Origin of the sequence: Streptomyces sp. AM6-12 (assembly GCF_044327085.1) — a bacterium.
Lineage (GTDB): Bacteria > Actinomycetota > Actinomycetes > Streptomycetales > Streptomycetaceae > Streptomyces.
In genome coordinates, this window is record NZ_JBIQWN010000001.1 from 851756 (window position 1) to 876577 (window position 24822).

Sequence of the window (24822 nt, forward strand, 5' to 3'; positions counted from 1 at the left end):
CACCGGCGATCTCGGGCACACGTACGTTTCCGATCTTCGTTCCCTGCCCGAAAGAGGCCAGATGACCATTCCGGTGCGCCCTGGAGGGCGAATACGCGGAGAGCGGCGGTTCGATCTGCGGACGACCACATGGTTCTTCGTCCTGCTCGCGGTCGTCCTCTGCCTCCTGGCGCTCGTGGTGCGCCTCCTGGCCCATGTCGTGGAGCGCCGCCCGCTGTGGGCCGCCGCCCTAGCCGTGCTCGGCATCGCCGGGGTCCTGCTGTACCGGCCGGGACGCGGGAGGCTGTCCGCCAGGCGGTGTGCCCGGCGGGCCGCCCGCGCCCTGGAGGTGGGAGCCGAGGCGGCGTCCGACAGCCTCGACTCCACGGCGGCGGGCGGGACCGTCGTACCGGAGGCCGGGGGCGACGCGGAATTCCTCCGCCCGGAGGTGCCGGCGACCACGATCGCCGTGCCGGGCGGGGTCGGCGAGGAACCCACGGTCGTCCTCGACCTGCCCGACATCTACGCGGAGTTGGACCCGGACGGTTTCGAGCAGGCCATCGCCGAGCTGTGCGTCCGGGAGGGCTGCCGCGAGGTGGAGGTGGTGGGCGGCGCCGGCGATCTGGGGGCGGACGTGCTCGCGGTCACGCCGGAGGGGCGGCGCGTGGTCATCCAGTGCAAGCAGTACGGCGACACGCACAAGGTGGGCTCGCAGGACATGCAGCGCTTCGGCGGCACCTGCTTCACCATCCACGAGGCCGACATCGCGGTGCTCGTCACCACCAGCGAGTTCACCACACCCGCCCTCGAATACGCGGCGCAGTGCGGGATCGTGTGCGTGGACGGTCACGACCTCGACGCATGGCGCGCGGGTACCGGCCCGAGCCCCTGGGATCTGTGCTAGTGCTGCGACCGCGTAGGCCCACCGGGCAGTACGAGTCCGGTGCGCGCTGATGCTGCTCGCCTCGGTGGGCGGGGACCGGGGGCCGGCGATCTGCCACCGCACTCGCGGCGGACAGGCGAAGGACAGCGCCTGGAGGACGACTCCGAAGGATGACTCAGGAGGCGGACGGTTCGATCTCCCCCGCGAAGACGATGATCTGGTCGATGAGGCTCCGCCGCAGGTGGACGACGTCCGTTCCCGCCAGGTGGGGGCCTCCGTCCGGCGTGGTGAAGACCCACTGGTACCGGGCCCACTCGTCAGGCATGTCCACCGCCGAGCAGCGCACCATCGTGCCGGCCCCCGCCGGGTGGCGCCGGATGTCGAGCACGAACCGCTCGACCGCCGCGATTCCTTCGCTGCGGCCCAACGGCCCCCAGAAGACCACGTCCGAGGTCAGGGCCTGGGACAGCAAGGCCGTCACATAGCTGTCCTCCGAGGCGTTGAACGCGGAGATGAACGTGTCGATCGCGGAGCGTGCAATCTCTTCCTGCATGCCCCAGTAATACCAGCCGTTCCGCGCGCGGTGGCGGACGCGGTCGGGGCCAACGGTCAGCCGCACAGGTGCCGTTGCAGCCAGTCCGCGGCGGCGCGGCGGAAGAGCCGGCGGTTGTCGGCGCGCAGGAACTCGTGTCCTTCCTCGCGCAGCATGAGGAGTTCGGCTGCCACACCCCGCTCGCGGGCCGCCCGTACGAACTGCTCCGACTCCGCGGGCGGCACATTGGTGTCGTGCTCCCCGTGCACCGCGAACACCGGTGCCCGCAGCGCGTCGACACGGGTCATCGGGGACAGTTCCCGCAGCAGTTCACGGTCGCGTTCGGGGTGGCCGTACTTGTGGGCCGCGGACTGGGCGAGCCAGGGTTCGGTGCCCTCGAAGAACGTCCCGAGGTCCGACATGCCGCACACCGCCACGCCGGTGCGGAAGAGGTCCGGATGCCAGACCAGCGAGGCGAACGTGAGGTAGCCGCCGTACGAGCGGCCCATCACCGCCAGCCGGGCCGGATCGGCCGGGCCGGCCAGCACCGCGTGGGCGGTGCAGTCCGCCACGTCGTCGAAGGCGGCGAACCGGCCCCTGCCCAGGTCCGCGTCGACGAACGACCTGCCGTATCCGGAGGAGCCGCGCACATCGGGGGCGAAGATGTCCAGCCCTCGCCCGAGAATCTCGTGGTAGAGCGGGTCGAGGACGGGGCGTTCCTGGTCCTCGGGACCACCGTGCAGGTAGATGACGCAGGGCGCGGGTTCGCCGGGCGCACGCCCCGGCGCCCTGTAGTACCAGCCGTTCAGCGGCAGCCCGTCGCGAGCGGTGGGACGCAGCGGTACGGGCCGTACGGGCGGGCGGCCCGGTGGTACGGCGTCCTCGTCACGGGAGGACCACGGGGTGCGGACCGGTGTCGCGCCGTCGGGCAGCCACCAGATGCCGGGGCGGCGGCGGGACCCCGACAACGCCAGCGCGAGGCGGGGGCCCGCGTCCGCGATGCGGGTGACCACCTCGTGGGGCAGCGGGACGTGCCGGGACGGCGGGCCGCTCCTCGTGGCCGGCCGGGTGGACGCGCCCGTGCCCCCCTCTGTCCCTGCGGCTGTCTCCGACTCCGTCTCCGTGTCCAGGACCTCGACGTCGCTCATGCCCCGGACGTTCCAGGCGAGCACGGCGGCGGCGCCGTCGCGGGTGTGGCGCAGCAGTTCCAGGTCGCTGCCCGCGCGCGAGGCGACGGTCGACCAGCGCAGCGGCCGCCCGTCCGGGTCGAGGTCGGCCACCAGCAGGACCGCGAACTCCCGGTGGGCGTTGCTGCGCAGCCGCAGCACGTCCGCCCGGGGGGAGAAGCTGCCGATCCACGGGTCCCCGTCGGCCACCGGCGTCACGCAGGTCGTCACATGGTCGGCGGTGCGCAGCACGACCGCCTCGCGCCGGCCGCGGGGTCCCCGGCGCAGCAGCGCGAGCCTGCCGTCCCGGCTGAGGTCGCACACACGCAGCGTCGCCGCGTCCTTCACGGCGGCGATCAGCACGGGGGCGGTGACCGCGTCGGGGTCCACGAGGTAGGCCGAGAGGCCGTCGCCGAAGCCGGTGGCGGGGTGGCCGCCCCTGCCGCCCGGAGCGCCGATCAGCGTCGTCTCCACCGTGACCGCGGGTGAGGGCAGTGCCGGGCCATGGTCGGTGTGGGGGGCCGGTCCGAGCAGTTCCGTCTCCCCCGCCCGGCCCTGCCAGTGGTCCGGCAGCCGCCCGTCGGCAAGGCCGAGGACGGAGCCGGACGGATCGGCGCCGCCCGCGGTGTCCTGGGCGGCCGGGAAAGGCGGGGCGGCGGTGGGGACCGCGACGGTGACCGTGACCGCCGAGCCGTCGTGGGCCCAGCAGCCCAGGTGGGCGGAGCTGCCGGGCTCGGCGCCGGCCAGGATCTGCCGGTCGCTGCCGTCGGGGCGGACGCACAGCACGCGGGTGTGCTCGCCGCCGCCGGGCGCGGTGGTGTAGGCGATCCAGCGGCCGTCGGGCGACCAGGACACCTCCCGCACGGGGTCGGGGCCGTCGTCGAGCAGTCGTACGGGCTCGCCGTCGACGGGACCCGTCCACAGCTGCGGTACGCCGCCCCGGTCGCAGATGAAGGCGAGCCGAGTGCCGGCCGGGTCGGCCGAGGGGTACCAGCAGCCGTGCGCGATGAGCCGGGTCGTCGCGTCGCGGGGCCCGGAGGCGTCCGGCAGCGCGATGCGGGCGGGCGCGGCGAAGGTGTCGGTCCGGCCGTCGGACTCCGGCGGGGCCGGGGGCGCGTTCCCGTCCGGGCGCGCGTGCCCGTCCGGGCGCGCAGTCGGACGCGTCGCGGTGAGCCGTCCGGCGCCGGACGGGTCTTCCGCGACGCGCTCGGCGGCCGGATTCCCCGCAGCCGCGCTCTCCGCGGCCGGGTTCCGTGCGGTCCGGTGTCCTGCGGTCAGATTCCGTGCGTCTGAAGCCATATCTCCAGCAAAGCCACTTGCCACAGCGCGTTCGCCCCGCGCTTGGTGCGGTGTCGGTCGGGGGCCGCCAGGAGCGCGGCGATGTACGAGTCCTGGAAGACGCCGCGCCGTTTCGCCTCGGGGGCGTTCAGCGCGTCGCGCACCTTTTCCAGCACGGGTCCGGCCATGTGGGTGATCGCCGGGACGGGGAAGTAGCCCTTGGGACGGTCCACCACCTCGGGCGGCAGGAGTTTGCGGCCGGCCTCCTTCAGGACGCCCTTGCCGCCGTCGGCCAGCTTCAGCTCCGGCGGGCACGCGGCTGCCAGTTCCACCAGTTCGTGGTCGAGGAACGGCACGCGGGCCTCCAGGCCCCAGTCCATGGTCATGTTGTCGACCCGTTTGACCGGGTCGTCCGGCAGCATGACATGTGTGTCGAGGCGCAGGGCGGCGTCGAGCGCCGTCTCGGCCCCCGGCGCCGCCATGTGCTCCCGGACGAACCGGCCGGAGACGTCGTCCTCCGGCAGCAGGTCCGGGCGCAGTATCGCGGCGAGGTCCTGGTGCGGGCGGTCGAAGTAGGTCTCGGCGTAGCGCTGCGGCTCCTGCTCGCGGGGCGCGGAGGCCAGGCGCGGGTACCAGTGATAGCCGGCGAAGACCTCGTCGGCGCCCTGCCCGCTCTGGACGACCTTGACGTGCCGGGAGACCTGCTCGGACAGCAGGTGGAAGGCGACCACGTCATGGCTCATCATGGGCTCGCTCATCGCCGCGACCGCCGCGTCCAGGGCGGACGGGACGTCCCGGGTGGGCACCACCAGCTGGTGGTGGTCGGTGGCGAACTCCCGCGCGACCAGGTCGGAGTAACGGAACTCGTCCCCCTCGTCGCCGGCCTCCGCCTCGAACCCCACGCTGAACGTCGCCAGGTCCCGCTGCCCCTCGTCGGCCAGCAGGGCCACGATCAGGCTGGAGTCCAGTCCCCCGGACAGCAGGACCCCGACCGGCACATCGGCGACCATGCGCCGCTGTACGGCGGTGCGCAGCGCGTCCAGCACCGCGTCCCGCCACTCGGCGGCGCCCATGCCGGTGTGCTCGGGGCGGCGCGTGTACGACGGCTGCCAGTAGCGGTGGTCCCGGTGGGTGCCGTCCGGCTCGACGACCCGCACGGTCGCCGGGGGGAGCTTGCGCACCCCGTTCAGCACGGTGCGGGGCGCGGCGACGGTGGCGTGCCAGCTGAGGTACTGGTGCAGGGCGGCCGGGTCCAGCGAGGTGTCGACGTCGCCGGCCGCCAGCAGGGCGGGCAGCGAGGAGGCGAAGCGCAGCCGGCCGGGGGTCCGCGCCAGGTACAGGGGTTTGATGCCGAGCCGGTCGCGGATCAGGATCAGCCGGCCGGTCCGGTGTTCGACGAGGGCGATCGCGAACATGCCGTGGAAGCGGTCGACGCAGGCGGTGCCCCACTGCCGGTAGGCGGCGAGCACGACCTCGGTGTCGGAGGTGGACCGGAACCGGTGGCCGAGGGCGACCAGTTCCGCCCGCAGCTCCCGGTAGTTGTAGATGCAGCCGTTGAAGACGCCGGTCAACTCGTCCTCGGTGTCGGTCAGGGGCTGGGCCCCGCGCTCCGAGAGGTCGATGATCTTCAGCCGGCGGTGCCCGAGGGCCACGGCGTCCCGTGTCCAGATCCCCCGCCCGTCGGGGCCGCGGGGGGCGAGCCGGTCACCCATCCGCTCGACGGCCGCGAGATCGGGCCGCGTGCCGTCGAACCGCATCTCCCCGCTCAGGCCGCACATCGGGAACCACCTCCCCACTGCGCGTGCGGGTCGCGCGGGCAGCGCGGCGAGCATGGCGAGTGCGAGTACGGCGAGGTGTGCGGGAGGCCGCCCACCGGCATGGGGCCGGGACTGGTCGACACGGGAATGTTTCTCCTTCGCGACAAAAAGGTGTCCGGGTGTCTCGGGGTCCTGCGTCTGCCGTTCCTGTGTCCTCCTGCTGTCCTGTTTCTCCTGCTGTGCACCTCTTCGCTGCGCCCGCGCACCTCTTCGTTACGCGGCGGCCTGCGGCGGGGAGGCGACGCGGGGGTCGGGGGCGGCGCGCCGTGGGCGCGGGCGCTCCTCGCCGCGGGTCTCCGCGATCGCCAGATCCGTGCAGGCCAGCAGGTCGTCCTGGTGTGCGGTACGGCGCAGGCGGCGGGCGGCGCTGCCGTTCGCGAGCGCCCGTTCGGCGAGGCCCCGGACCGTGGCCCAGTCGCCGGCGGCCTCCAGTGCCGGGCGCACCCGGCCCAGCAGGGCCCGGACGACCTGGTCCGCGGGCGCCTCGCGGCGTGTGGCGGGGTCGATCAGGGCGCCTTCCAGTCCCGAGCGCGCGGCCCGCCAGGAGGCGGCGCGCAGCCACTCGTGCCGGCCCTGGCAGCTCGGAGTGCCGGTCGCCGCCAGCCGCGCGCGGGCGTCGGTCACCAGGGCACGGAAGAGGCCGGCGATCAGCACGACCGTCTCCGCGCGGGGACAGGCGTCGCAGATGCGCAGTTCGAGGGTCTGCTGGTGGGCTGAGGGCCGGATGTCGTAGTAGATCATTCCGGCGTCGCTGATGACGCCGGAGCCGACCAGGGCGCGCACGACCGCGTCGTACTCGGCGGCGTCGGCGAAGCAGCCCGGCGGGCCGGCGGTGGGCCAGCGCTGCCACACCATGGTCCGCCAGCTGGCGTATCCGGTGTCGGTGCCCGCCCAGAAGGGGGAACTGGCGGACAGGGCCAGCAGCGTGTGCAGCCAGGGCGACACCTCGCACATGACGCGGACGGCCAGGTCCCGGTCGGGGATGTCGACGTGGACATGGGTCCCGCAGATCAGCTGCTCGTCGGCGACCAGGCGGTACTCGTCGACCATGTGGCGGTAGCGGCGCCCGGCGGTGGGGCGGGTGTCCGCGGCGCGGGCCAGCGGCACCGTACCGGCGGCCACGACGGCCAGCCCGTGTGTGCTCGCCGCGGCATCGAGTCGGCGTCTGGCGCTGGTCACATCGTCGTACAGGTCGGCAAGGGACTCATGCACACCACTGTTCGTCTCGACGGCCGCCTGCTGCAACTCGGTCGTGAAGGTGTACTCCGGGAGGCCCTCCAGCACGGCGGCGGCTCGGGGCGCGAGCCGACCCGTCTCCACTTCGACGATGTGGAACTCTTCTTCCACTCCGATACGAACGGTCACACGCACTCCTTGGTGACGGGCGAACGCCGGCTGCCGCGCCCGGAAACCGTCCCGCCCCGTCCGGCCCCTGGAGGCGAGCTGTGCTCCCCGACTTCCCACCAGGCCCAGTGCTAAGCGTCCGCCACGCCTCGCCCGGCGTCCGGCCACCGCCCGCCGGGCGTCCCCCCACCGCTCGGCGCGTGTGCCACCGCCGCTCGGCGAATGTGCCGCCGCGGTACCGCCGCGTTGCCCGTCCGGGCCGCCGACACTGCCCCTGCGTACCTGGCGCCGACGCCGCGCCGCCGCGTATCCAGAAGAAGTTGATCATTTCCACTGTTGATCATTTCCACTCCGGAGGAGACCCCTTGCACGATCACCAGGACGCCAAAGCCACCGGGATCGGCAAGGACCGTGTCTCTTCCCGCAGAACCGACTCCGCCCCCGCCGCCCCGCCGGGCGGACTGCTCGGGCTCCAGGCCACGGTCGGCAACGCGGCGGTCGTACAAATGCTCCGCCGGGCCGATCGATCGCCGGTGCAGCGGTCCGCCGTCCACGAGGTCCTGCGCTCCGGGGGCCGGCCGCTCGCCGACGGTGTGCGGGCCGACATGGAGGCGCGACTGGGCGCGGACTTCTCCGACGTACGCGTCCACAGTGATGCCAGGGCCAGGGCGTCCGCGACCGCCATGGGGGCGCGCGCCTACACCTCGGGCAACCACATCGTCATCGGCGCGGGCGGCGGGGACGACCACACCCTCGCGCACGAGCTCACCCATGTCATCCAGCAGCGCCGGGGGCCGGTCGCGGGCACGGAGACGGGCGACGGCATCAAGGTGTCCGATCCGTCGGACCGCTTCGAACGGGAGGCGGAGGCGACCGCACGCCGCGTCATGCGCGGATCACCGGCCGGCCCGGGGGCGCGCATACCGGCGGATGCCTCCGGGGCGGCACCGTCCGGAGCGGCACCGTCCGGGCGGCCCGCGGTGCAGCGTGTGCTGGTCCTCGGGAGCAAGGGCGAGGCGAAGGAGGCGGAGCCCGCGTTCATGGAGATCCGGGAGGGCCTGACGGACCCGGACCTGATCGGCGCCTGGGAGGACACGAAGCTCAAGCCGGCGATCATGAAGGTGCTCGACGAGTGGATCAAGGCCCCGAAGCAGTCCACACCCCAGGCGACCGCGAAGAGCAAGCGCGGGGCACGGGACGCTCTCGGGCGCTCGTACGCGACGATGGACGAGGCCGCCTCCGCCGTCCTGGACCGGGTCAACGCCCTGCCCGTCGCCGAGGTGGAGAAGGCGATCTCCGACGACGTGGCCGTCGACGCGAAGATCAAGGAGGTACTGGCCGGATACGTCGCGGACAACCTCCGGCCGTGGCTCGCCGAGCGGCGCACGCAGGTGACGGCACTGGGCGACGCGCTCTCGAAGACCATCGCGGAGCTGGCGTCGGTACGGCGGCTCTACCTGCCGTACATCGACTTCGGCGAGAAGACCCTGGATGCCATTCTCGGCAACCCCGAGGCGCAGGGGTTCGCCACGCTCATCAGCGCCGTCCATGACATCGCCGAGATCCTCTACGGCATCAAGGAGCTCGAACAGTACGTCACGGTCTCCGCGGAGCAGTTCAAGGGCTACGTGTTCAAGGACGAGGCGAAACTCGCGGGCCCGCGGAACTCGCCCTCCTGGGCACTGGGCGAAGGGGCGGGCCAGGCGGGCGGGAGCGTCGACGATCTGGAGCGGACCCCCGTCGCCCCCACGTTCCGGGGGCCCATGGCGACGCCGAACCAGCTCAACGACCAGGTGCGGACCGCCGGCCGGCTCGGTTACCCGGTCTCCCTCGGGCCGTCGCGGACCACGGGGAAGCTGATGAAGCTGGCCGACGCGACCGGTGCCGACCCGGCGGTCAAGGAGGCCATCGCGTACTCGCTGCTGGCCCTGTGGTACACGGACTACCGGCGCGACCTCACGGACATCCACCGCTACCACTTCGTGATGGACATGGCTGCCAACTTCGGTGTCGCCTACGACCCGCACAAGGCGCCGCGCAACCCGGCGACGGGCCAGGACTACTCCCAGCTGATCGCCGACACGCTCGACAGGTTCCGCAAGAACCACGAGGAGGAGTCGGCGCGGTACTGGAAGAAGACCGAGGAGCTGAAGCTCGCGCCGCCCGCGGTCCCCGGTCCGGTCAACGGGCCCGCGAGCGCCGCGGGTGAGCCGTCCGACCGGGCGGTGGCGGACGCGGGCCCGGTATGGAAGGCCGATCCGGTCGCACGGGCGGTCATGGCGGCCCTCAAGTTTGCGCCGAAGGAGTCCAAGTTCAGGATTCCGGGCGAGAAGCAGGACGTGATCGAGGCGCTGCGGGACATGGCGGCGTTCAGGGAGCTGGGGCTGACGGAAGAACGGTTCGACGCGGCGTTCGGCCTCCTGACGCTGAAGGAGCACGTGGGGAACAAGCCGTTGGTGCAGATCGACCGGATGGGGCTGGGGCTCACGAACCCCGGCAGGACCGCGGTCAAGAAGGCGACGGACCTGTGAGGCCCCTCCCGTGACCGACGTGCCCGTTGGGCCCCCGCAACTCCTTTATCCTGTGCGCCGGTTGGAGCAGCCGCGCATCGGTGAAGCCGTCCACCTCCTCGGCGGGCTGGTTCTTGTAGAGGACGGCGTGGTACTCGGCGGACTTCCCCTGCTCCAGCGCCGCGCGCAGAGGTGCACGGTCGCCTGTGCCCGGGGGTCGCCCACCAGAATGTCCGCACCGTCCGCTTCCACCTTCTCGGGCACGTCGGCCAGCCCGGAGTACTCCGCCTCGGCCTGGCCCGGCCCTCCGCCCTCGGCGCCCTCCCCGTCTGCAGGCTTCAACGCGCATGCCTGGCCCGGGCTTTGGGGGGCATCCGGACAGCAGGAAGGAGGACTGCCGGATGACGACTCCCCTCGCGCCCCCACCCAGACGCGTCCCCGGCTGGGTGAAGGCCGTGACCGCCTTCGTGCTGGTGCTCGCGCTGCTGTTCGCCGGCATCCGACTGGCCGTACTGCCGGGCGTCAAGGACCTGTTGGGCACGCGGACACACGACCGCTCCGGTCCCGCGCTCCTCAAGTCCCTCAACGACATGAGCCGTTATGACGCCGCCTCGGGCGACTTCCAGGTCGTCGTCGACCTGGAGAAGGACGCCAAGTACCTGCCGTCCGCCCTGCGCGGCACCCGCACCCTGTACGTCGGCGCCGGCACCGTGGACGCCTACGTGGACCTCGGCAAGGTCGGCGACAAGGACGTGACGGTGAACGCGGACCGTACGGCGGCCTCGCTGCGGCTCCCGCACGCGCGACTGGGCGAGCCGGCCCTGGACGCCGACCACTCCTACGCCGTCTCCAAGCAGCGCGGACTCCTCGACCGGCTGGGCGACCTGTTCTCGGACAACCCGGACAGCGAGCACGCCGTGCAGAAACTCGCCGTGTCCCACATCGCCGAGGCCGCCAAGGACAGCGGGCTGACCGCACGGGCCGAGAGCAACACCACGGACATGCTGGAGGGCCTGCTGCACTCCCTCGGCTTCAAGGAGGTGCACGTCTCCTACGGCTCCTGACCCGCCCCCGGCAGACCGCCGGCCGCACCGCCAACCCCTCTCCCCCTCGGGGACGTTGACGACTGGAGGACCGAATGGCCCGCACCGCCCTGTTCTCACGCGCCGCCTCTTCCAGCCGCGCGCCCCGGACGAGCCACCTCGACTGGTTCACTCGCCGGGGCCGGGGCCGGGGCGGAGCGGCAGCGAAGGCCGGCGAGGGCGACCCCTGTGAGGCCGACGCCCGTGAGGCCGCCGTGGCGGAGCGTGCCGGTGAGGCGACGCGAGCCCCCGTACGCCGCCGGCACGTGCTTCCGCTGCCGGTGCGGATCCTGGCGATGCTGTGCGCCTTCGTCCTCATGGTGGCCTTCGCCGTCGTCCTGGCCAAGCTCACCCTGGCGCCGTCCCCGGCTTCGGTCTCCCTCGCGCACAGCAACCTGCATCCCGGCCGCTCCATCAGGGCCTATCTGGACGCCCCAGGACTGCGGGACGCCGTCAAGCAGATCGGCGGCAACATCGCGCTCGGCGTTCCGTTCGGCGTCCTGGTGCCGGTGCTCGCGCCGGGGGCCCGGGGCATCTGGCGGGTGCTGCTGCTGACCGCGTGCGTGATGCTGCTGGTGGAGCTGGCCCAGGGCGCCCTGATCACCGGGCGGGCCTTCGACGTGGACGACGTCATCCTCAACACCTCCGGCGCGCTGATCGGTTACCTGCTGGTGGGCCGGAGGCTGGGGCGGGTGCACGCCCGCCGTGAGGGCGCCTGAGCGGAAGCCGTACCGCCCCTCCCCCGGCCGGGACGTGCCGCCCTCAGGGCGTCAGAGCCGGGGCCGGAGCACGTCGTAGGCCCAGGACGCCAGGGTGGTGGGGGTGGTGCTGCGCACCGTGCGGGGCTGTTCCGGTACGAAGCCGTCGCGCAGCCCGGTCGACATGCCGATGACCGCTTCGACCAGGCCGTCGGGCATGCCGGAGGCGCGCAGCAGGTGCCGCATCGCGTCGTCGTCGACGCGTTCGACGCGCAGCGGGCGGCCGACGGCGGCGGACACGATCCCGGCGGCCTGCGGCCAGGTGAGATCGGCCGGGCCGTGGACCGCCTGGACATGGCGGCCGGACCAGTGGGTCGTCAGCAGGCGCGCGACCGCGACCTCGGCGATGTCGCGCGGCGCGACCCAGGCGAGGGGCTGGTCCAGCGGCAGGATCACCGGGATCGTGCCGGCCCGGATGGCGTCGAGAAATGCCTCCAGATTGCTGAAAAAGTAGCCGCAGCGCAGGTGCGTGACCGTGGCGCCGAGCGCGTCGAGGGCGGTCTCGGTGCCGGCGAGGCCGTCGATCTCACCGGCTCCGTGGCGCAGTTCGGCGCCGACGCTGCTCTGGAAGACGGTCCGTTCGATGCCGTTGGCCCGTACGGCGCTCACCACGCTCTGCGTGGCCGCCGCGTAGTCGGCGAGCGGGTCCGGGCCCGTCGTCGGGGGGTCGACCCAGAAGAGGGCGTCGGCCCCGGCGGTGGCCGCGACGACCGCGTCCGGGTCCCGCTGGTCGACCGCGACGGCGTCGACCTCGCGGCGCACCGCGGGATCGAGCCGGCCGGGGTCGCGGGCGAGGACCAGGGGCCGGAGTCCGGCCCGGATCAGCTGGGCGACGACGTGACGTCCGACGTTCCCGGTGGGCGTGGTGACCGCGATACGCATGGCCTGGCGTCCTTTCGTTGACTCGCGACGCGACACTAGGCACCAAACCGGACATCCCCTGTCACCTTTCCCGTCGCATGGTGACGGGTCGCTCCGACTGGCCGGCGGCGCTGGCCGGTAGTCGCCGTCACGTCCTGATCCGCGCGGCAGTCCTTGCTAACGTGATCACGCCCGTGGGTGTGCGTCACCGTCGGGCGGATCCACACGACGTCAGAGAGGGCGGAACGATGCGGCAGGCGACCAGGAACCCGGCAGGAAAGGTCCGCATCACGACGCACAGGAATCCGCACTCTCTTTATGAACAAGTTGAATCTGGGCATCCTGGCCCATGTTGACGCCGGCAAGACCAGCCTCACCGAGCGCCTGCTGTACCGCGCCGGAGTGATCGACGAGCCCGGCAGTGTGGACGCCGGCACCACGCAGACCGACTCGCTGGAGCTGGAGCGGCGGCGCGGCATCACCATCCGGTCCGCCGTGGCCACGTTCGTCCTGGACGATCTCAAGGTCAACCTCATCGACACACCGGGGCACTCCGACTTCGTCTCCGAGGTCGAGCGGGCGCTCGGGGTGCTCGACGGTGCCGTCCTGGTGGTGTCCGCCGTCGAGGGGGTCCAGCCGCAGACCCGCGTCCTGATGCGGACCCTGCGCAGGCTGAACATCCCCACGCTCGTCTTCGTCAACAAGATCGACCGGGGCGGCGCGCGTCCCGACGGGGTGCTGCGGGAGATCCGCGACCGGCTGACCCCCGCCGCGGTGGCGCTGTCCGCCGTGACGGACCCCGGCACGCGGCAGGCCCGCGCGGTCCCGCTCGGTCCGGATACCGACCCGGAGTTCACGGCCCGCGTCGGTGAACTGCTGGCCGACCACGACGATGCGTTCCTCGCCGCCTACCTGGACGAGGAACGCGTGCTGACCGAGAAGGACTACGCGGCGGAACTGGCCGCGCAGACCGCGCGCTGCATGGTCCACCCGGTGTTCTTCGGCTCCGCGCTGACCGGCGAGGGCCTGAACCAACTGGTTTCGGGCATCCGGGAGTTGCTGCCCCCCGTCGTGGACTCGGCGGACGGGCCGCCGCACGCCACCGTGTTCAAGGTGGACCGCGGCGCGCGCGGGGAGGCCGTCGCGTATCTGCGGCTGGTCTCCGGCACGCTGGGCACCCGCGACTCGGTGACGCTGCGCCGCGTCGACCACACCGGCCGGGTCACCGAGCACCCCGGGCGGATCACCGCGCTGCGGGTCTTCGAGCACGGCGCGGACACCCGCGAGACCCGCGCCGGCGCCGGGGACATCGCGCGGGTGTGGGGGCTGAAGGACGTACGGGTCGGGGACCGGGCCGGGCACCTCGACGCTCCCCCGCCGCGGGCCTTCTTCGCGCCGCCCAGCCTGGAGACCGTGGTCAGGCCGGAGCGCCCGGCGGACGCCGGGCGGCTGCACGCCGCGCTGCGCATGCTGGACGAGCAGGACCCCTCGATCGACCTGCGGCAGGACGAGGAGAACGCGGCCGGCGCGGTGGTGCGCCTGTACGGGGAGGTGCAGAAGGAGATCCTCGGCAGCACGCTCGCCGAGTCCTTCGGCGTACGGGTCCGCTTCGACCCCACCCGTACGGTCTGCGTCGAGAAGCCCGTGGGACGGGGCGAGGCGCTGATCGAGCTGGACCCGCGCACGCGCGTCTACTTCTGGGCGACCGTGGGTCTGCGCGTCGGCCCCGCCGAGCCGGGCACGGGCATCACCTTCCGCCTGGCGGTGGAACTGGGCTCGCTCCCGCTGGCCTTCCACAAGGCCATCGAGGAGGCGGTGCACACCACACTGCGGCACGGGCTGTACGGCTGGCAGGTCACCGACTGCGCCGTCACCCTGACCCGCACCGGTTTCGCCAGCCCGGTCAGCGCGGCCGACGACTTCCGCAGGGCCACGCCGCTGGTCCTGATGGACGCCCTCCGGCAGGCCGGGACGCGGGTGTACGAGCCGGTCAGCTCCTTCGAGCTGGAGGTTCCCGCCACCCGGCTCAGCCCGGTGCTGGCGAAACTCGCGGAGCTGGGCGCGGCTCCCGGCGTACCCACGGCCGAGGGTGACGTCTTCCGGCTGGAGGGCACGATGCCGACCAGTCTCGTGCACGGCTTCCGGCAACGGGTTCCCGCGCTGACGCGGGGAGAGGGGGTGTTCCTCGCCGAGCACCGGGGCTACCGGCCCGCTGCCGGACGACCGCCCGTGCGGCCGCGGCCCGACGGGCCCGACCCGCTGAACCGGGACGAGTACATCCTGCACGTGCTCAAACGGCTCTGAGACCACCGGTGCCGCTCGGCGGCACCAACCGAAACTGCACGAAAGGGAGTTGTCAGGACGCCGGGCCCCGCCGGTCCCGCAGTTGGCCGGCGAACGCCCGCGCGGCGGCCAGGTCCCCGGCGTCCGGCCGCCGCTTGTTGATGCCGCCGAGGAGCTTGAAGGGCGCCCACGTGTCGAACGCCCGGCAGGAGAAGCATCCGTCCACCTCGAAGCCCTTGTCTTCGAGGAGCCGGACCAGGGGGCGGGTGAACGGCAGCAGCGGGAACTCGGGGAGCCCGCTGGTGGCGAAGACGAACGCCCGGCCCCGCCCGGCGGGAAGCGCCCTGGCGAAGTCGGTCAGACGGGGGTGGAGCCTGCTGTGGAAGACGCCCGACCCGAACCCCACGAGGTCGGCGCAGGCCAGCTCCGCGGGGTCGGCCTGCTCGGGGGTGACGACCCTGGCGCCCAGCACCTGGGCCATGCTGTCGGCGACGCGCCGCGTATTGCCGTGCGACACGGAGGCGCACACGATGACGGTCTTCATCTTCTCGGTCCCTTCTCTCGCTTCCGTCACCAGGACAGCGCGGCGGGGCCCGGATGTGACATCCCTCAGGCGTGACGGCGGCCACACAGCGGCGGGCGCTGGGTGTGCGGCCACCGGTGATCACCGCAAGTCGCCCGGGAGCACCGGGACTTAGTCCCACTCCCAGGTGATGCCGAGGATGCCCGGCCGTAGCTGCTGTTCCACCAGGTGGACCGAGCCGTGGGCGTTGAGGGTCAGGCTGGTGACCGCCTTGCGGGGAGCGGTTGCGGAGGGGCGGGTGAAGCGGCGGCAGTGGACGGGGAAGGCGGCGCGGTCGAAGCCGACCTGGAGCGTGTACTGGCCGCCGCCGTAGGTGAAGCCGCGCACGTACTCCTCGCTGGGCGCGCCGGTCCCGTCCTCGAAGCGGTACCCGAGGACAGCCGTTTCCCCCGCCCGCAGCCGTCCGTCGAAGAGGAGTTCGACGACCACCATCCCCGAGGCGCTGTCGCGCCGGGTCCGCCCGACCCGGCAGTTGACGAGACCGCGCACCCGGACCCGCTCCGTGTCGCAGCCCGCGTCGCCGAGGTGGATGGCGAGATAGCGGTCGACGCCGTCGCGGTGGGCCCGTACGACATGGTGCGAGTCCCGCGCGACCAGCTCCCGGCGGGCGCCGATGTGCACGTGCTCGTAGTGGATCACGGTGTGCAGGCCGCCGTCCTCCGGTGCCGCGAGGCTCGCCAGTATCCTTTCGAGCGCGGCGGCGGGTCCGAGGAGGGCGCGGTAGGGGCGGGCCGGGGGGCGGTCGCCGTTGGCACGCGGTCCTATCAGGCGGGTGAGCGCGTGCGGGGGAAGCTCCAGGACCTCCTCCAGCACGGTGACCGCGCGCAGCGACTCGGGCCGGTCGGGCCGCCGTAGACCGCGCTGCCAGTAGCTGAGGCTGCTCACGCCGACCCGTATGCCCCGCTGGGCGAGCCGGTGCTGCACACGGTGCAGGGCGAGCCCGCGCGCGGCGAGGGCGGCGCGGAGGGCGTCGGCGAACGGGCCGGTGCGCAGGGCTTCGGCGAGTTCGGCCTCGGGGACGGAGCGAGCGGCGGGGTGGCGGGACGGGCCGAGGGCCGGGCCACTTGAGCGGGGGGTGACGTGGGGGTCGGTGCCTCGTGCTGCCATCGGGGTCTTCCCTCTCCCGCCCCCGTGCTCGCCTTCCAGTGAACGTTCACTTCCCCGTCCCGGCACGGGGTGCTGCCCGTGGGCCGCCACCTGCCCGGTACCGCGGGGGCGTTCACAACCGTACGCGCGAAGTTTACTTCACCACCATCCGCCGGAGGAGGCCGTTGACCGGGACCTGACGGGTGATCAAAGCTGCTGTCGCAGCGTCCGGACGCGCACCGCCACCCCCACTCCGACTGGGAGCACTGCCATGTCCAACTCCGACCGGGCCCGTATACGGCCGTCCGTCCGGGGCCGTATACGGCTGGCTTCGCTGGCCCTTGCGGCCGTCGCCGTCCTGACGCCCGCGCTCCTGCCGGCGGCCACCGCGCACGCCGTACCCGACTCCGTGCGACAGGCGGCGCCTCGGGCCGCCGCGCACCCCGCGCTCGCCACCGCCAAGCGCCTGAACATCACCATGCAGGCGCAGCAGAACAGCAATTGGTGCTGGGCGGCGAGCGGCAACACCATCGCCTCGTGGTTCGGGCGCGACTACAACCAGAACCAGTTCTGCGACGCCGCGTTCGGCCGCCCCCAGGGCAGCCCCTGCGGCAACTGGCAGGCGTCGCTGGGCAATGTGCAGGACGCCCTCGACTGGATGGGCATCAACCCCGGTACGTACGTGCGGGGCTACCTGCGCTACGCCACCGTACAGAAGGAGATCGACGCCGGCCGCCCGGTCGAGACACGCATCGAGTGGAGCTCCGGGGGCGGGCACATGCATGTGCTCTACGGCTACGACCCCGCCGCCGGCCAGGTCTACTGGGGCGACCCCTGGCCCTCCAACTCCCGCTACAACTGGGCCGATTACGACTACTACGTGGACAACGACTCGTTCACGTGGACGCATTCGCTCTACGGGATCGGAGCGTGACCGAGATGACCTGGACCCGCACGCGCACGGCCGTCGTACTGTTCGCCGCCGCGGCCCTCGGCGCACTCGTCCCCGCCTCCGCCCACGCGGCCTCCGGGCCCGCCGCCTTCCCCGCGCCCTTCACCGCCACGGCCACCGCCCAGGCGCGCGCGGCGGCGACCACCCCCACGACCCTCCAGACGCTCTCGCGCTTCTTCGCCCGCGGCGGCGCCATCAGGCCGGCCGCGGGCCGGCCGCACCTGGCCGGCCCCTCGGTGACCGTCTACTCCCTCACCCCCGGATTCGTCGCCGGGGACCCCGGCGCTCCCGTCGCCGCCCCGCGGTTCGTCGCGAGCAAGGCGGTCTCCGCCGACGGCCAGGTCGCCTCCCTGTGGACGGTACGGACGGCGAAGGGGTGGAAGGTCGTCAACATCGCGACCGGCGGCGACGAGACCGACTACGTCGGCATGGCGCACGGCCGCGGAACCGTCTTCCAGGAACCGCAGATCGACGCCTGGTACGTGGTGCGCGACGGCCGCGTCCTCCCTCTCGACCCCGACGCGCGTCACGCCGTGGGCAAGGCGGGGGTGTCCCTCACCGCCTACCAGCGCCTGGTCCACCGGAAATACGGCGACAAACTCCCCGGCTCCGCCTACGACCGCGCGGGCAAGGGCGGCGGTTACGACGGCACGCCCGCGACCGCGCCCCGCGCTCATGCGGCCTCCGCCACCGCCACCGGCTCAACGGCGTTCAGCGCGGCCGCAGTTACCGCCGCCACAGCCGCTGCGGCCGTACTCGCGCTCCTCCGCCTCCGCCACACCCGGCGTGCGCGACGCGTCGTGGGGTGACCGCGCACGAGTAAGGGCGGGGACCGGCACGGTGACGCTCACGCGCCCCGTTTCCGGTCCCCGCTCCAGGCGAACGGGCGAACCGGTCGCCTGGCTCGGCGTTTTGGCCACCGGCGCCTCGGGCCCCGGCCCAAGGGCCGCAAGGGTCGATGCAACCCGCACACTTCGGCGCGCCCTCAATCTCGGCGCTGCCGACACGACCGAAATACATGTGTTCGAAATCCCGGCCGGTTCGTTGACCCCCAGGAGCAGCCACATACGCGCCGAGGGGGACCACGTTGACTTTGATCAAGGCACCAGCACATCTGGATGATCTCGGTCGCCCCGGCTCGGTGGCCGGTCACGCCGGCTCTCCGGGAGGCGCGCTGTGAGGAGGTTCTTCGGACGCGTGCGGATGGCGGAGCCGGAGGTCTCCGACGCCGAGCGGGAGCTCTTCGGCGGTCCTTTGCGCTATGACTTCGGCTGGTCGGAACATGAGCGCGCCCGGCTCGACCTGACGATGATGTCGGCGCTGCGCTCCATGCCGAGGCTGGTCGGAGCGACCTTGCGGATGGCCTGGCAGGCGGACCGCCGCGCGCTGCTCACCGTGGCCGTCAGCGAGATCGGTCAGGGCCTCGCCGCAGCCGTCGGGTTGCTCGCGGTCAACGCCGTCATGCACGCGCTGCTCGGCTCCGGCACCCCCGGACAGCGGCTGCACGCCGTCCTGCCCGGACTGCTCGCCGCCGCCGGAGCCGCCGTCGTCAACTCGGGTCTGGCCGGCTGGTCGACCTCGCGGGCGGGCCGGCTGGAACCGCTGGTGGAGCGGATCGCCACGACCCGGTACCTGGCCGCCGCCGCGTCGGTCGAGCTGGAGGCCATCGAGGACCCGGAGTTCCGGCGGCTGATCGACGTCGCACAGTACGGCGCCGGATCCGCCCGCCGCATGATCAGCGCCTGTGTGGCCGCGCTGAACGGGGTCATCTCCCTGATCTCCACGGCCGGCGTGCTCACCGTCCTCCACCCGGTCCTGCTGCCGCTGCTGATCCTGATCGCGGCGCCGCGCGGCTGGGGCGCGATGCGGGTGGCGCAGGAGCGGTACGTGTCGGTGATGAGCTGGGTCGAGCACGTACGCGCCAGCCGCCTCATCGGCAACCTGCTCACCGAGCGCAGCGCCGCGCAGGAGGTGCGCATCCACGCGGTCGGGCCGTTCCTGCTCAGCCGCTACGAGCGGATGGCCGAGAGCGCCGAGGCCGAGCAGGAGCGACTGGCCACCGGCAAGGCCGTCACCGAGTGGGTGGCCGCCGCGCTGTCCGGCCTCGCCATGGCGGCGACGTACGCGGCCATGTTCTGGCTGATCATGAGCGGGCACATGAGTCTGGCCGTGGCCGGGACCGCCGTCATCGCCGTCCGGTCCGGCTCGGCGAGCCTGGGCGCGCTGGTGATGAACGTCAACCAGCTGCACGAGGAATCCCTTTACGTCCGCGACCACTCCCGGTTCCTGGACGAGGCGGCCCGGCGCACCATCCCCAGCGGGGGCGATCCCGTTCCGGCACGGGTGCGGCAGGTCGTCCTGGAGAAAGTGACCTACCGCTACCCGGACCGTGAGGCTCCTGCCCTGGACGGGGTGTCCCTCACGCTGCCCATGGGCTCGGTCACCGCCGTGGTCGGTGAGAACGGCTCCGGCAAGAGCACGCTGATGAAGGTGCTGTCGGGCCTGTTGCTGCCGCAGAGCGGGACCGTGCTGTGGGGCGAGGCCGACATCGCCGCCCTGGACCGCTCCGAGGTCTTCGAGCGCGTCGCGCTGCTCACCCAGGACTTCCAACGCTGGCCCGTGACAGCGGCGTTGAACATCCGGATCGGCCGGCCGGGCCGGGCGGCCGATCCTGAGGACCTTCAGCCGTCCGTCGACTACGCGGGCGCGGGACCGGTCGTCGCGAAACTTCCCGACGGCCTGCGCAGCCTGCTGGCCCGGATGTTCCGCGGCGCGAGTGAACTGTCCGGCGGCGAATGGCAGAAGATCGGCCTCGCCCGGACCCACTGGCGCAGTTCCACCTCGGACGCCGACGGCGTGCTCATCGTGGACGAGCCCACCTCCGCCCTCGACCCGGAAGCCGAGATCGCCGCCTTCGACCGCATCCGCCGGCTCGCCGCGCCGAACCGGGCCGTCGTCCTGGTCACCCACCGCATGTCCGGCGTCCGCCACGCCGACCGTATCCACGTCCTGCACCACGGACGGCTCGTCGAACACGGCAGCCACCACGAACTCATGGCGGCTCAGGGCCGCTACGCCTCGATGTTCGACGCGCAGGCCGCCCAGTACGCCCCCGCCGCCACCATCCCCCGCCCCGGCTCCCCCACCGTCACCGACACCGCATGACCCACTTCCGCCGACGTCAAGGAGCCGTATGACGATCACTCCGGCCGCCGCCGACCACGGGGAGCCGCTCCGGGCCGGCGGACGCCGGTACCGGGAGGCCGCCGGCGCCGAGGCGGCGCTGCTCGCCGGCCGTCTCGGACCGGGCCGCGGACGCCCGGCTCCCGACCCCGGCACCGGCGAGGGCGCCTCGCCCGCCACCTCCACCGGCCCGGTTACCACACCACCGGCATCGACTTCGCCACCAGTGCCATCACCGCGGCCTGGAACAGCCGGCAGGACGAGCCGCTACGCACTCCGTCCCTGAGCCCGCCCCGTGTGCCGGAAACCTGGTCCGTGCCTACGGTGCGTCGACCGAGGGACCGACGGCGGAACCTCACCGGCCACGGAGCCACCGTGCCCCGGTCGGAGCGAGGGGGTCGTCTGGTGGGCGGGTGAGGGAGCATGCATACAGTGTGGGCGGGTGCTTCGGAAGGCAGGCATCGCGTGCGTCATGCGTTCGGGACGCGACCGCCTCGGACAGGTGGGGTCGGACAAGGAGGCCAGTCGGTGACCGCGTTTCAGGAGATGCCCGCCCGACGTGACGCAGCCGCGTCGGGCGGGGAAGCGGAGAGCCGCCCCTGCGCTCCCGGAGCCTCGCTCGCCCTCGAAGACCCGTCCGCCCTCGATGAGCGGAACCGGCAGCTCGCGCACGCCGGGATCGCCCGCGCCGAGGACCTCCTGGTCTCCCGCTACCGGCTCTCGTCCCGCCAGGAGGCGTTCGATCTGCTGCGCCGCACCTCCCAGCGGTTCAACATCAAGCTGCACATCCTCGCCGACGTCGCCGTCCACGCGGCCGCCCCGTCGCCGAACGCCCGGAGCTGGCTGCCGGGCCGGCCGCTCGGCGACGCGCCGGCCCTGCCAGCCCTCCAGGGCGGCGTGAAACAGCCGGCCGGCCACGGTGCGGTCCTCACGGCCGCCCTGCACCGCGCCCTGCACATCACCGGCGCCGAGATGGGCAATGTGCAACTGGTGGAGAACGGGATGCTGCGCATGGAGAAGCACACCGGACTCAACAGGCGCTTCACCGACTATTTCACCTTCGTCGAGGGCTCCACGACGTCCTGCGCGCAGGCCGCCGCGGAGGGCCGTCAGGTCACCGTGCAGGACGTCGCCGCCTGCGCCACCTTCGACGAGGGGTCCCGGCAGACCATCCTCCAGGCCGGCAGCCGCGCCTGCCACAGCGTTCCCCTGGTCAGCCCGAGCGGCGCCGTGCTCGGCATGATCTCCTCCCACCACGAGCGGCCCCTCGGGGGCCTCACCGGCACCCAGCTGAACACCCTGCACGACCTCGGCGGCCAGGTCGCCCGCTGGCTGATCTGGCACCGGGGCACCGTCGCCCGCGCCCTCAATCACCTCCACGCCATGGCCACCACCCGCCCTTGACCGGTCGCCGAGGTGTCAGCCGGAGTCCTCGGGGCACCGGCGGAATATGGATGCACGGTCATGGGCCCGGTCATGGGCACCCCGCGGTCGCGGCGAGGTGCGCCGAGCCGCGGACGGCAAGGCGATGGCGGTGGCGGCCCGCTCCGGCTTCGCCGCCCGTGGGCTGATCCACGTCCTGGTGGGCGTCATCGCGCTGCGGATCGCCTTCGGCGGCGACGGCGGGCGGCAGCAGGCCGACCGGGGCGGCGCCCTGGAGGAACTGGCCCATCGGCCCTTCGGGGTGGCGCTGCTCTGGATCGTCGGCGCGGCGCTCGCCGGCATGGCGCTGTGGCGGCTGTCGGAGGCGGTGTTCGGCGGGGCCGGGCCAGGGGCGGGCAAGCCGTCGAAGCGCCTGGCGTCGCTGGGCCGGTGCGTCTTCTACGCCTTCCTGTCCTTCTCGGTGCTGGCCTACGCGGTCGGCAGCCGGAGCAGCGGCAGCGGGTCCTCGGACCGCAGCACACGGGATGTCACGGCCATGGCCCTGCGGTGGCCGGCCGGGCAGTGGCTCGTCGGCCTCGGAGGCGCGACCGTGGTGATCATCGGACTGTGGATGTCGGTACGGGCGCTGCGCAGGAAGTTCCGCCGGCAGCTGCGGACCGACGCCATGTCCCCGCGGGCCAGGCGGTTCACGGACTTCTTCGGCGTGGTCGGCGGTACGGCGCAGGGTCTCGTCTTCGCCGTGGCGGGCGGGTTCGCCGTCGTCGCGGCCGCCCGGCACCGCCCCGGCGAGGCGAAGGGCGTGGACGACACGCTGCGCTCCTTCCGCGATCTGCCGGCCGGCCCCTGGCTGCTGGCCCTCATCGCGCTGGGCTTGATGGCGTTCGGTGTCTTCTCGTGGTGCGGCGCGCGGTGGCAGCGCCTGTGAGCGCGGGCGCCCCGCAGGTTCCGGCGCCCCCGGTGTCCGCGAGGGCGATCCGGACGGTGATCCGCTTGCCCGGCGGATCGGGCCGAATCTCGTACGACTCGGCGACGGCCAGGACGATCTCCAGCCCGTGCTGACCCACCCGGCGGGGTTCGGCGCTCCGGACTACCGGAGCGACGGGAAGGGAGTCCCGCCCCGTACCGCCTCCCGCCGTGCCGCGGCGATGCAACCGTAATTCCCGTCGAACTCGGCGGTGACGGACCACGGTTGGACGGGGACGGGCCGGCCGCCACAGGTACGGGAGCCGGGCGCCGTGCGGATCGTGGGCGCTGCGTTCACCTGGGCGCCCATACCCCGCTCGCCGGACTCCATGCCCCGTGTTTCCGCGGCGCTTCTCACATGGCGGCCGCGAGCCGCGCTCAGGTCCGCTGCCGGGCCAGCGCGATGCCCCCGGCGCCGAGCGCGCAGGCGATGCCCGCCACCAGGTAGGCCAGGTGATAGCCGCCGAGCCGACTGCTGGTGGTCGCCGCGAGGAGGACCAGGGCGGCGACGCCCGCGCTGGAGCCGATCTGCTGGGCGACGACATTGACCGCGCCGGCGACGGCGTGCTGGTCCGGGGGGACCTCGGTGAGGCCGGAGGTGGTCATGGCGGGGAAGTTCAGGCCCTGGCCGAAGCCGCTGATCACCAGGCCGGGCAGCACGTGCAGCAGGTAGTTCCCGTGCGCCGGGGTGGTGATCCACAGGGCCGTTCCCGCGCCGATCAGCAGGAGTCCTGTGACCATCAGGGCGCGCGGGCCGTACCTGGCCAGCAGGCGTCCGGTGGCGAAGTTGGCGGTGAGGAAGACCGTCAGGGACATCGGGACCAGGGAGAGGCCGGATTCGACCGGGGAGTACCCGAGCATGCCCTGGAGATAGAGCGGCGCGAAGAACACGATCGCGACCGACGCCGTGTACTGGAGGAACGCCGCCGCCGTGGCGAGCCGTACCGAGGGGACACGGAAGAGGGAGAGCGGCAACAGCGGGTCGGGCGTGCGGTGTTCGTGGACGGCGAAGACCACCAGGAAAACGGCGGCCGCTGCGATGAGCGCCCAGGCCCACACCCCGCCCAGGCTCACGCCGACGACGAGCAGCGCGAGCCCGAGGGTGCCGGATATGGCGCCCGCCATGTCCAGCGGGACCCGGGTGCCCGCCCCGTCGGGCAGTCCGGACCGGGTGACCGCGAGCACGACCGCGCCGAGCAGCACCGAGAACCACAGCACCGAGCGCCAGCCGAGGAATTCGGTCAGTACGCCGCCCAGCAGCATCCCGCCGCTGAAGCTCGCCGCACCGACCGCCGCGTACACGCCCAGTGCCCGGCCCCGGCTCGGCCCCTCCGGGAACACCTCGGTCAGCAGGGCGAGCGCCGCCGGGCCCGACAGCGCCGCGCCGATGCCCTGGACCGCCCGCGCGGCGAGCAGCACTGCGCCGTCCGGCGCCAGCGCCCCGGCCAGCGCGGCCACCGTGAACAGCGCGACCCCGGCCTCGAAGACCCGGCGCCGGCCGAACACATCGGCCAGCCGGCCGCCCACCAGCAGGAATCCGGCGAAGGTGACGGAGTAGGCCGTCATGACCCACTGGAGCGTGGTGTCGCGCAGGTCGAAGCGTGCCCCGACGGACGGCAGGGCCGCGTTCAGTACGGCCATGCCGCTGAGGTCCAGGGCGAGCGCCCCGGCCAGCACCCCGAGGGCGAGGCCCGGCCGGTACGACAAGGCCCGGCCCTGTGCCGATGTGTTGAGCATGGCGGTGCTGCTCCCTCTCCCGCGCGGGACACGAACTCCCTAAGACGATCACCACGTCCCACCCAGGTCAATCGCCCGCATTCCAAGTGGCTTGAAACACGGCGCAGTTCATACGGTCCGCCACCGCGCAAGCCGGCGAACCAGCCACACGGGAGTCAATTCTTGCCAGTGCGGATTCCGGCCAGCAGGCACTCTTGCCCCACCCGTCACCGGATGGCAGGCTGACGTTCGCCGATCGGGTGAGCACCTCGTCAGGCGGTCCGTCCGGGTGAAGCGGACCGTGACTCCCGTCGGCGGTGGCCGTGCGGGCGGGGGGTTCCGCGTGCATGTCGCCATAGTCAACGCAACTGACCGTGAGCTGATTCTGTCGGGATGACTCAACGAGGGCGGTTCAGTGCAGTCATTGGGTTCTCGTCGGTTCCGCCGGTGTGTACGGGGCCGC

The 24822-nt window shown here is 72.9% G+C and carries 18 protein-coding genes; 10 read left to right on the plus strand and 8 right to left on the minus strand.

Translation table 11 applies throughout. The features are described from left to right. Positions 1-61: 61 nt before the first annotated feature. Positions 62-883, plus strand: a complete 822-nt coding sequence (locus ACE4Q9_RS03845) for a restriction endonuclease (RefSeq protein WP_397982799.1) — start codon at positions 62-64, stop codon at positions 881-883. Between the two features lie 154 nt (positions 884-1037). Here ACE4Q9_RS03845 and ACE4Q9_RS03850 read toward each other — a convergent pair whose 3' ends face one another. The 4 genes from ACE4Q9_RS03850 to ACE4Q9_RS03865 form a co-directional block, all read right to left on the minus strand. Next, the gene (locus ACE4Q9_RS03850) at positions 1038-1415 is read right to left on the minus strand and encodes a nuclear transport factor 2 family protein (RefSeq protein ID WP_397982800.1); all 378 of its coding nucleotides are present in this window, start codon (positions 1413-1415) and stop codon (positions 1038-1040) included. A gap of 56 nt (positions 1416-1471) precedes the next feature. Further along, the gene (locus tag ACE4Q9_RS03855; RefSeq protein ID WP_397982801.1) at positions 1472-3859 is read right to left on the minus strand and encodes a prolyl oligopeptidase family serine peptidase; all 2388 of its coding nucleotides are present in this window, start codon (positions 3857-3859) and stop codon (positions 1472-1474) included. Then, positions 3835-5616 carry an N-acetylglutaminylglutamine amidotransferase gene (locus ACE4Q9_RS03860; RefSeq protein WP_397982802.1) on the minus strand — a complete coding sequence of 594 codons (1782 nt, stop codon included), beginning with the start codon at positions 5614-5616 and terminating at the stop codon, positions 3835-3837. Before ACE4Q9_RS03860 ends, ACE4Q9_RS03855 begins: the two co-directional genes overlap by 25 nt. Positions 5617-5868: 252 nt before the next feature. Next, on the minus strand, positions 5869-7020 hold the full coding sequence (locus tag ACE4Q9_RS03865) for a glutamate--cysteine ligase (protein ID WP_397982803.1): 1152 nt from the start codon (positions 7018-7020) through the stop codon (positions 5869-5871). 344 nt (positions 7021-7364) lie between these two features. Between ACE4Q9_RS03865 and ACE4Q9_RS03870 the strand changes: the two genes are divergently transcribed. The 3 genes from ACE4Q9_RS03870 to ACE4Q9_RS03880 all read left to right on the plus strand — a co-directional run bounded on the left by ACE4Q9_RS03870 (position 7365) and on the right by ACE4Q9_RS03880 (position 11310). Continuing rightward, positions 7365-9530: a DUF4157 domain-containing protein gene (locus tag ACE4Q9_RS03870; RefSeq protein WP_397982804.1), complete on the plus strand. Its 2166-nt coding sequence runs from the start codon at positions 7365-7367 to the stop codon at positions 9528-9530. Between the two features lie 380 nt (positions 9531-9910). Continuing rightward, positions 9911-10573 (plus strand): DUF4230 domain-containing protein, encoded by a 663-nt coding sequence (locus ACE4Q9_RS03875; RefSeq protein ID WP_397982805.1) that lies wholly within the window; start codon positions 9911-9913, stop codon positions 10571-10573. A 233-nt stretch (positions 10574-10806) separates the two neighbouring features. Further along, positions 10807-11310 carry a VanZ family protein gene (locus tag ACE4Q9_RS03880; protein ID WP_397987106.1) on the plus strand — a complete coding sequence of 168 codons (504 nt, stop codon included), beginning with the start codon at positions 10807-10809 and terminating at the stop codon, positions 11308-11310. A 51-nt stretch (positions 11311-11361) separates the two neighbouring features. Here the strand turns inward: ACE4Q9_RS03880 and ACE4Q9_RS03885 are convergent, their stop codons facing one another. Continuing rightward, positions 11362-12231 (minus strand): NAD(P)H-binding protein, encoded by an 870-nt coding sequence (locus ACE4Q9_RS03885; protein ID WP_397982806.1) that lies wholly within the window; start codon positions 12229-12231, stop codon positions 11362-11364. A 297-nt stretch (positions 12232-12528) separates the two neighbouring features. Here ACE4Q9_RS03885 and otr(A) point away from each other — a divergent pair, with 297 nt between their 5' ends. Then, positions 12529-14514: a tetracycline resistance ribosomal protection protein Otr(A) gene (gene otr(A) / locus ACE4Q9_RS03890; RefSeq protein ID WP_397982807.1), complete on the plus strand. Its 1986-nt coding sequence runs from the start codon at positions 12529-12531 to the stop codon at positions 14512-14514. 52 nt (positions 14515-14566) lie between these two features. Here the strand turns inward: otr(A) and ACE4Q9_RS03895 are convergent, their stop codons facing one another. Next, a complete protein-coding gene (locus ACE4Q9_RS03895; RefSeq protein ID WP_397982808.1) occupies positions 14567-15037 on the minus strand; it encodes a flavodoxin family protein in 471 nt (156 codons plus the stop codon). Positions 15038-15187: 150 nt separating this feature from the next. After that, positions 15188-16183: a hypothetical protein gene (locus ACE4Q9_RS03900; RefSeq protein WP_397982809.1), complete on the minus strand. Its 996-nt coding sequence runs from the start codon at positions 16181-16183 to the stop codon at positions 15188-15190. A 250-nt stretch (positions 16184-16433) separates the two neighbouring features. Between ACE4Q9_RS03900 and ACE4Q9_RS03905 the strand changes: the two genes are divergently transcribed. The 5 genes from ACE4Q9_RS03905 (at position 16434) to ACE4Q9_RS03925 (ending at position 22605) form a co-directional block, all read left to right on the plus strand. Next, positions 16434-17096 carry a papain-like cysteine protease family protein gene (locus ACE4Q9_RS03905; protein WP_397982810.1) on the plus strand — a complete coding sequence of 221 codons (663 nt, stop codon included), beginning with the start codon at positions 16434-16436 and terminating at the stop codon, positions 17094-17096. Between the two features lie 5 nt (positions 17097-17101). Further along, positions 17102-17923 (plus strand): hypothetical protein, encoded by an 822-nt coding sequence (locus ACE4Q9_RS03910; protein ID WP_397987107.1) that lies wholly within the window; start codon positions 17102-17104, stop codon positions 17921-17923. A gap of 394 nt (positions 17924-18317) precedes the next feature. Next, positions 18318-20279, plus strand: coding sequence for an ATP-binding cassette domain-containing protein (locus ACE4Q9_RS03915; protein WP_397987108.1), 1962 nt, complete (start codon positions 18318-18320; stop codon positions 20277-20279). Between the two features lie 546 nt (positions 20280-20825). Beyond that, a complete protein-coding gene (locus ACE4Q9_RS03920; RefSeq protein ID WP_397982811.1) occupies positions 20826-21701 on the plus strand; it encodes a GAF and ANTAR domain-containing protein in 876 nt (291 codons plus the stop codon). Between the two features lie 124 nt (positions 21702-21825). Further along, positions 21826-22605, plus strand: a complete 780-nt coding sequence (locus ACE4Q9_RS03925) for a DUF1206 domain-containing protein (RefSeq protein WP_397987109.1) — start codon at positions 21826-21828, stop codon at positions 22603-22605. Positions 22606-23021: 416 nt separating this feature from the next. Here the strand turns inward: ACE4Q9_RS03925 and ACE4Q9_RS03930 are convergent, their stop codons facing one another. Then, entirely contained in the window at positions 23022-24380 is a 1359-nt protein-coding gene (locus ACE4Q9_RS03930; protein WP_397982812.1) for an MFS transporter, read from the minus strand. Positions 24381-24822 lie beyond the last annotated feature (442 nt).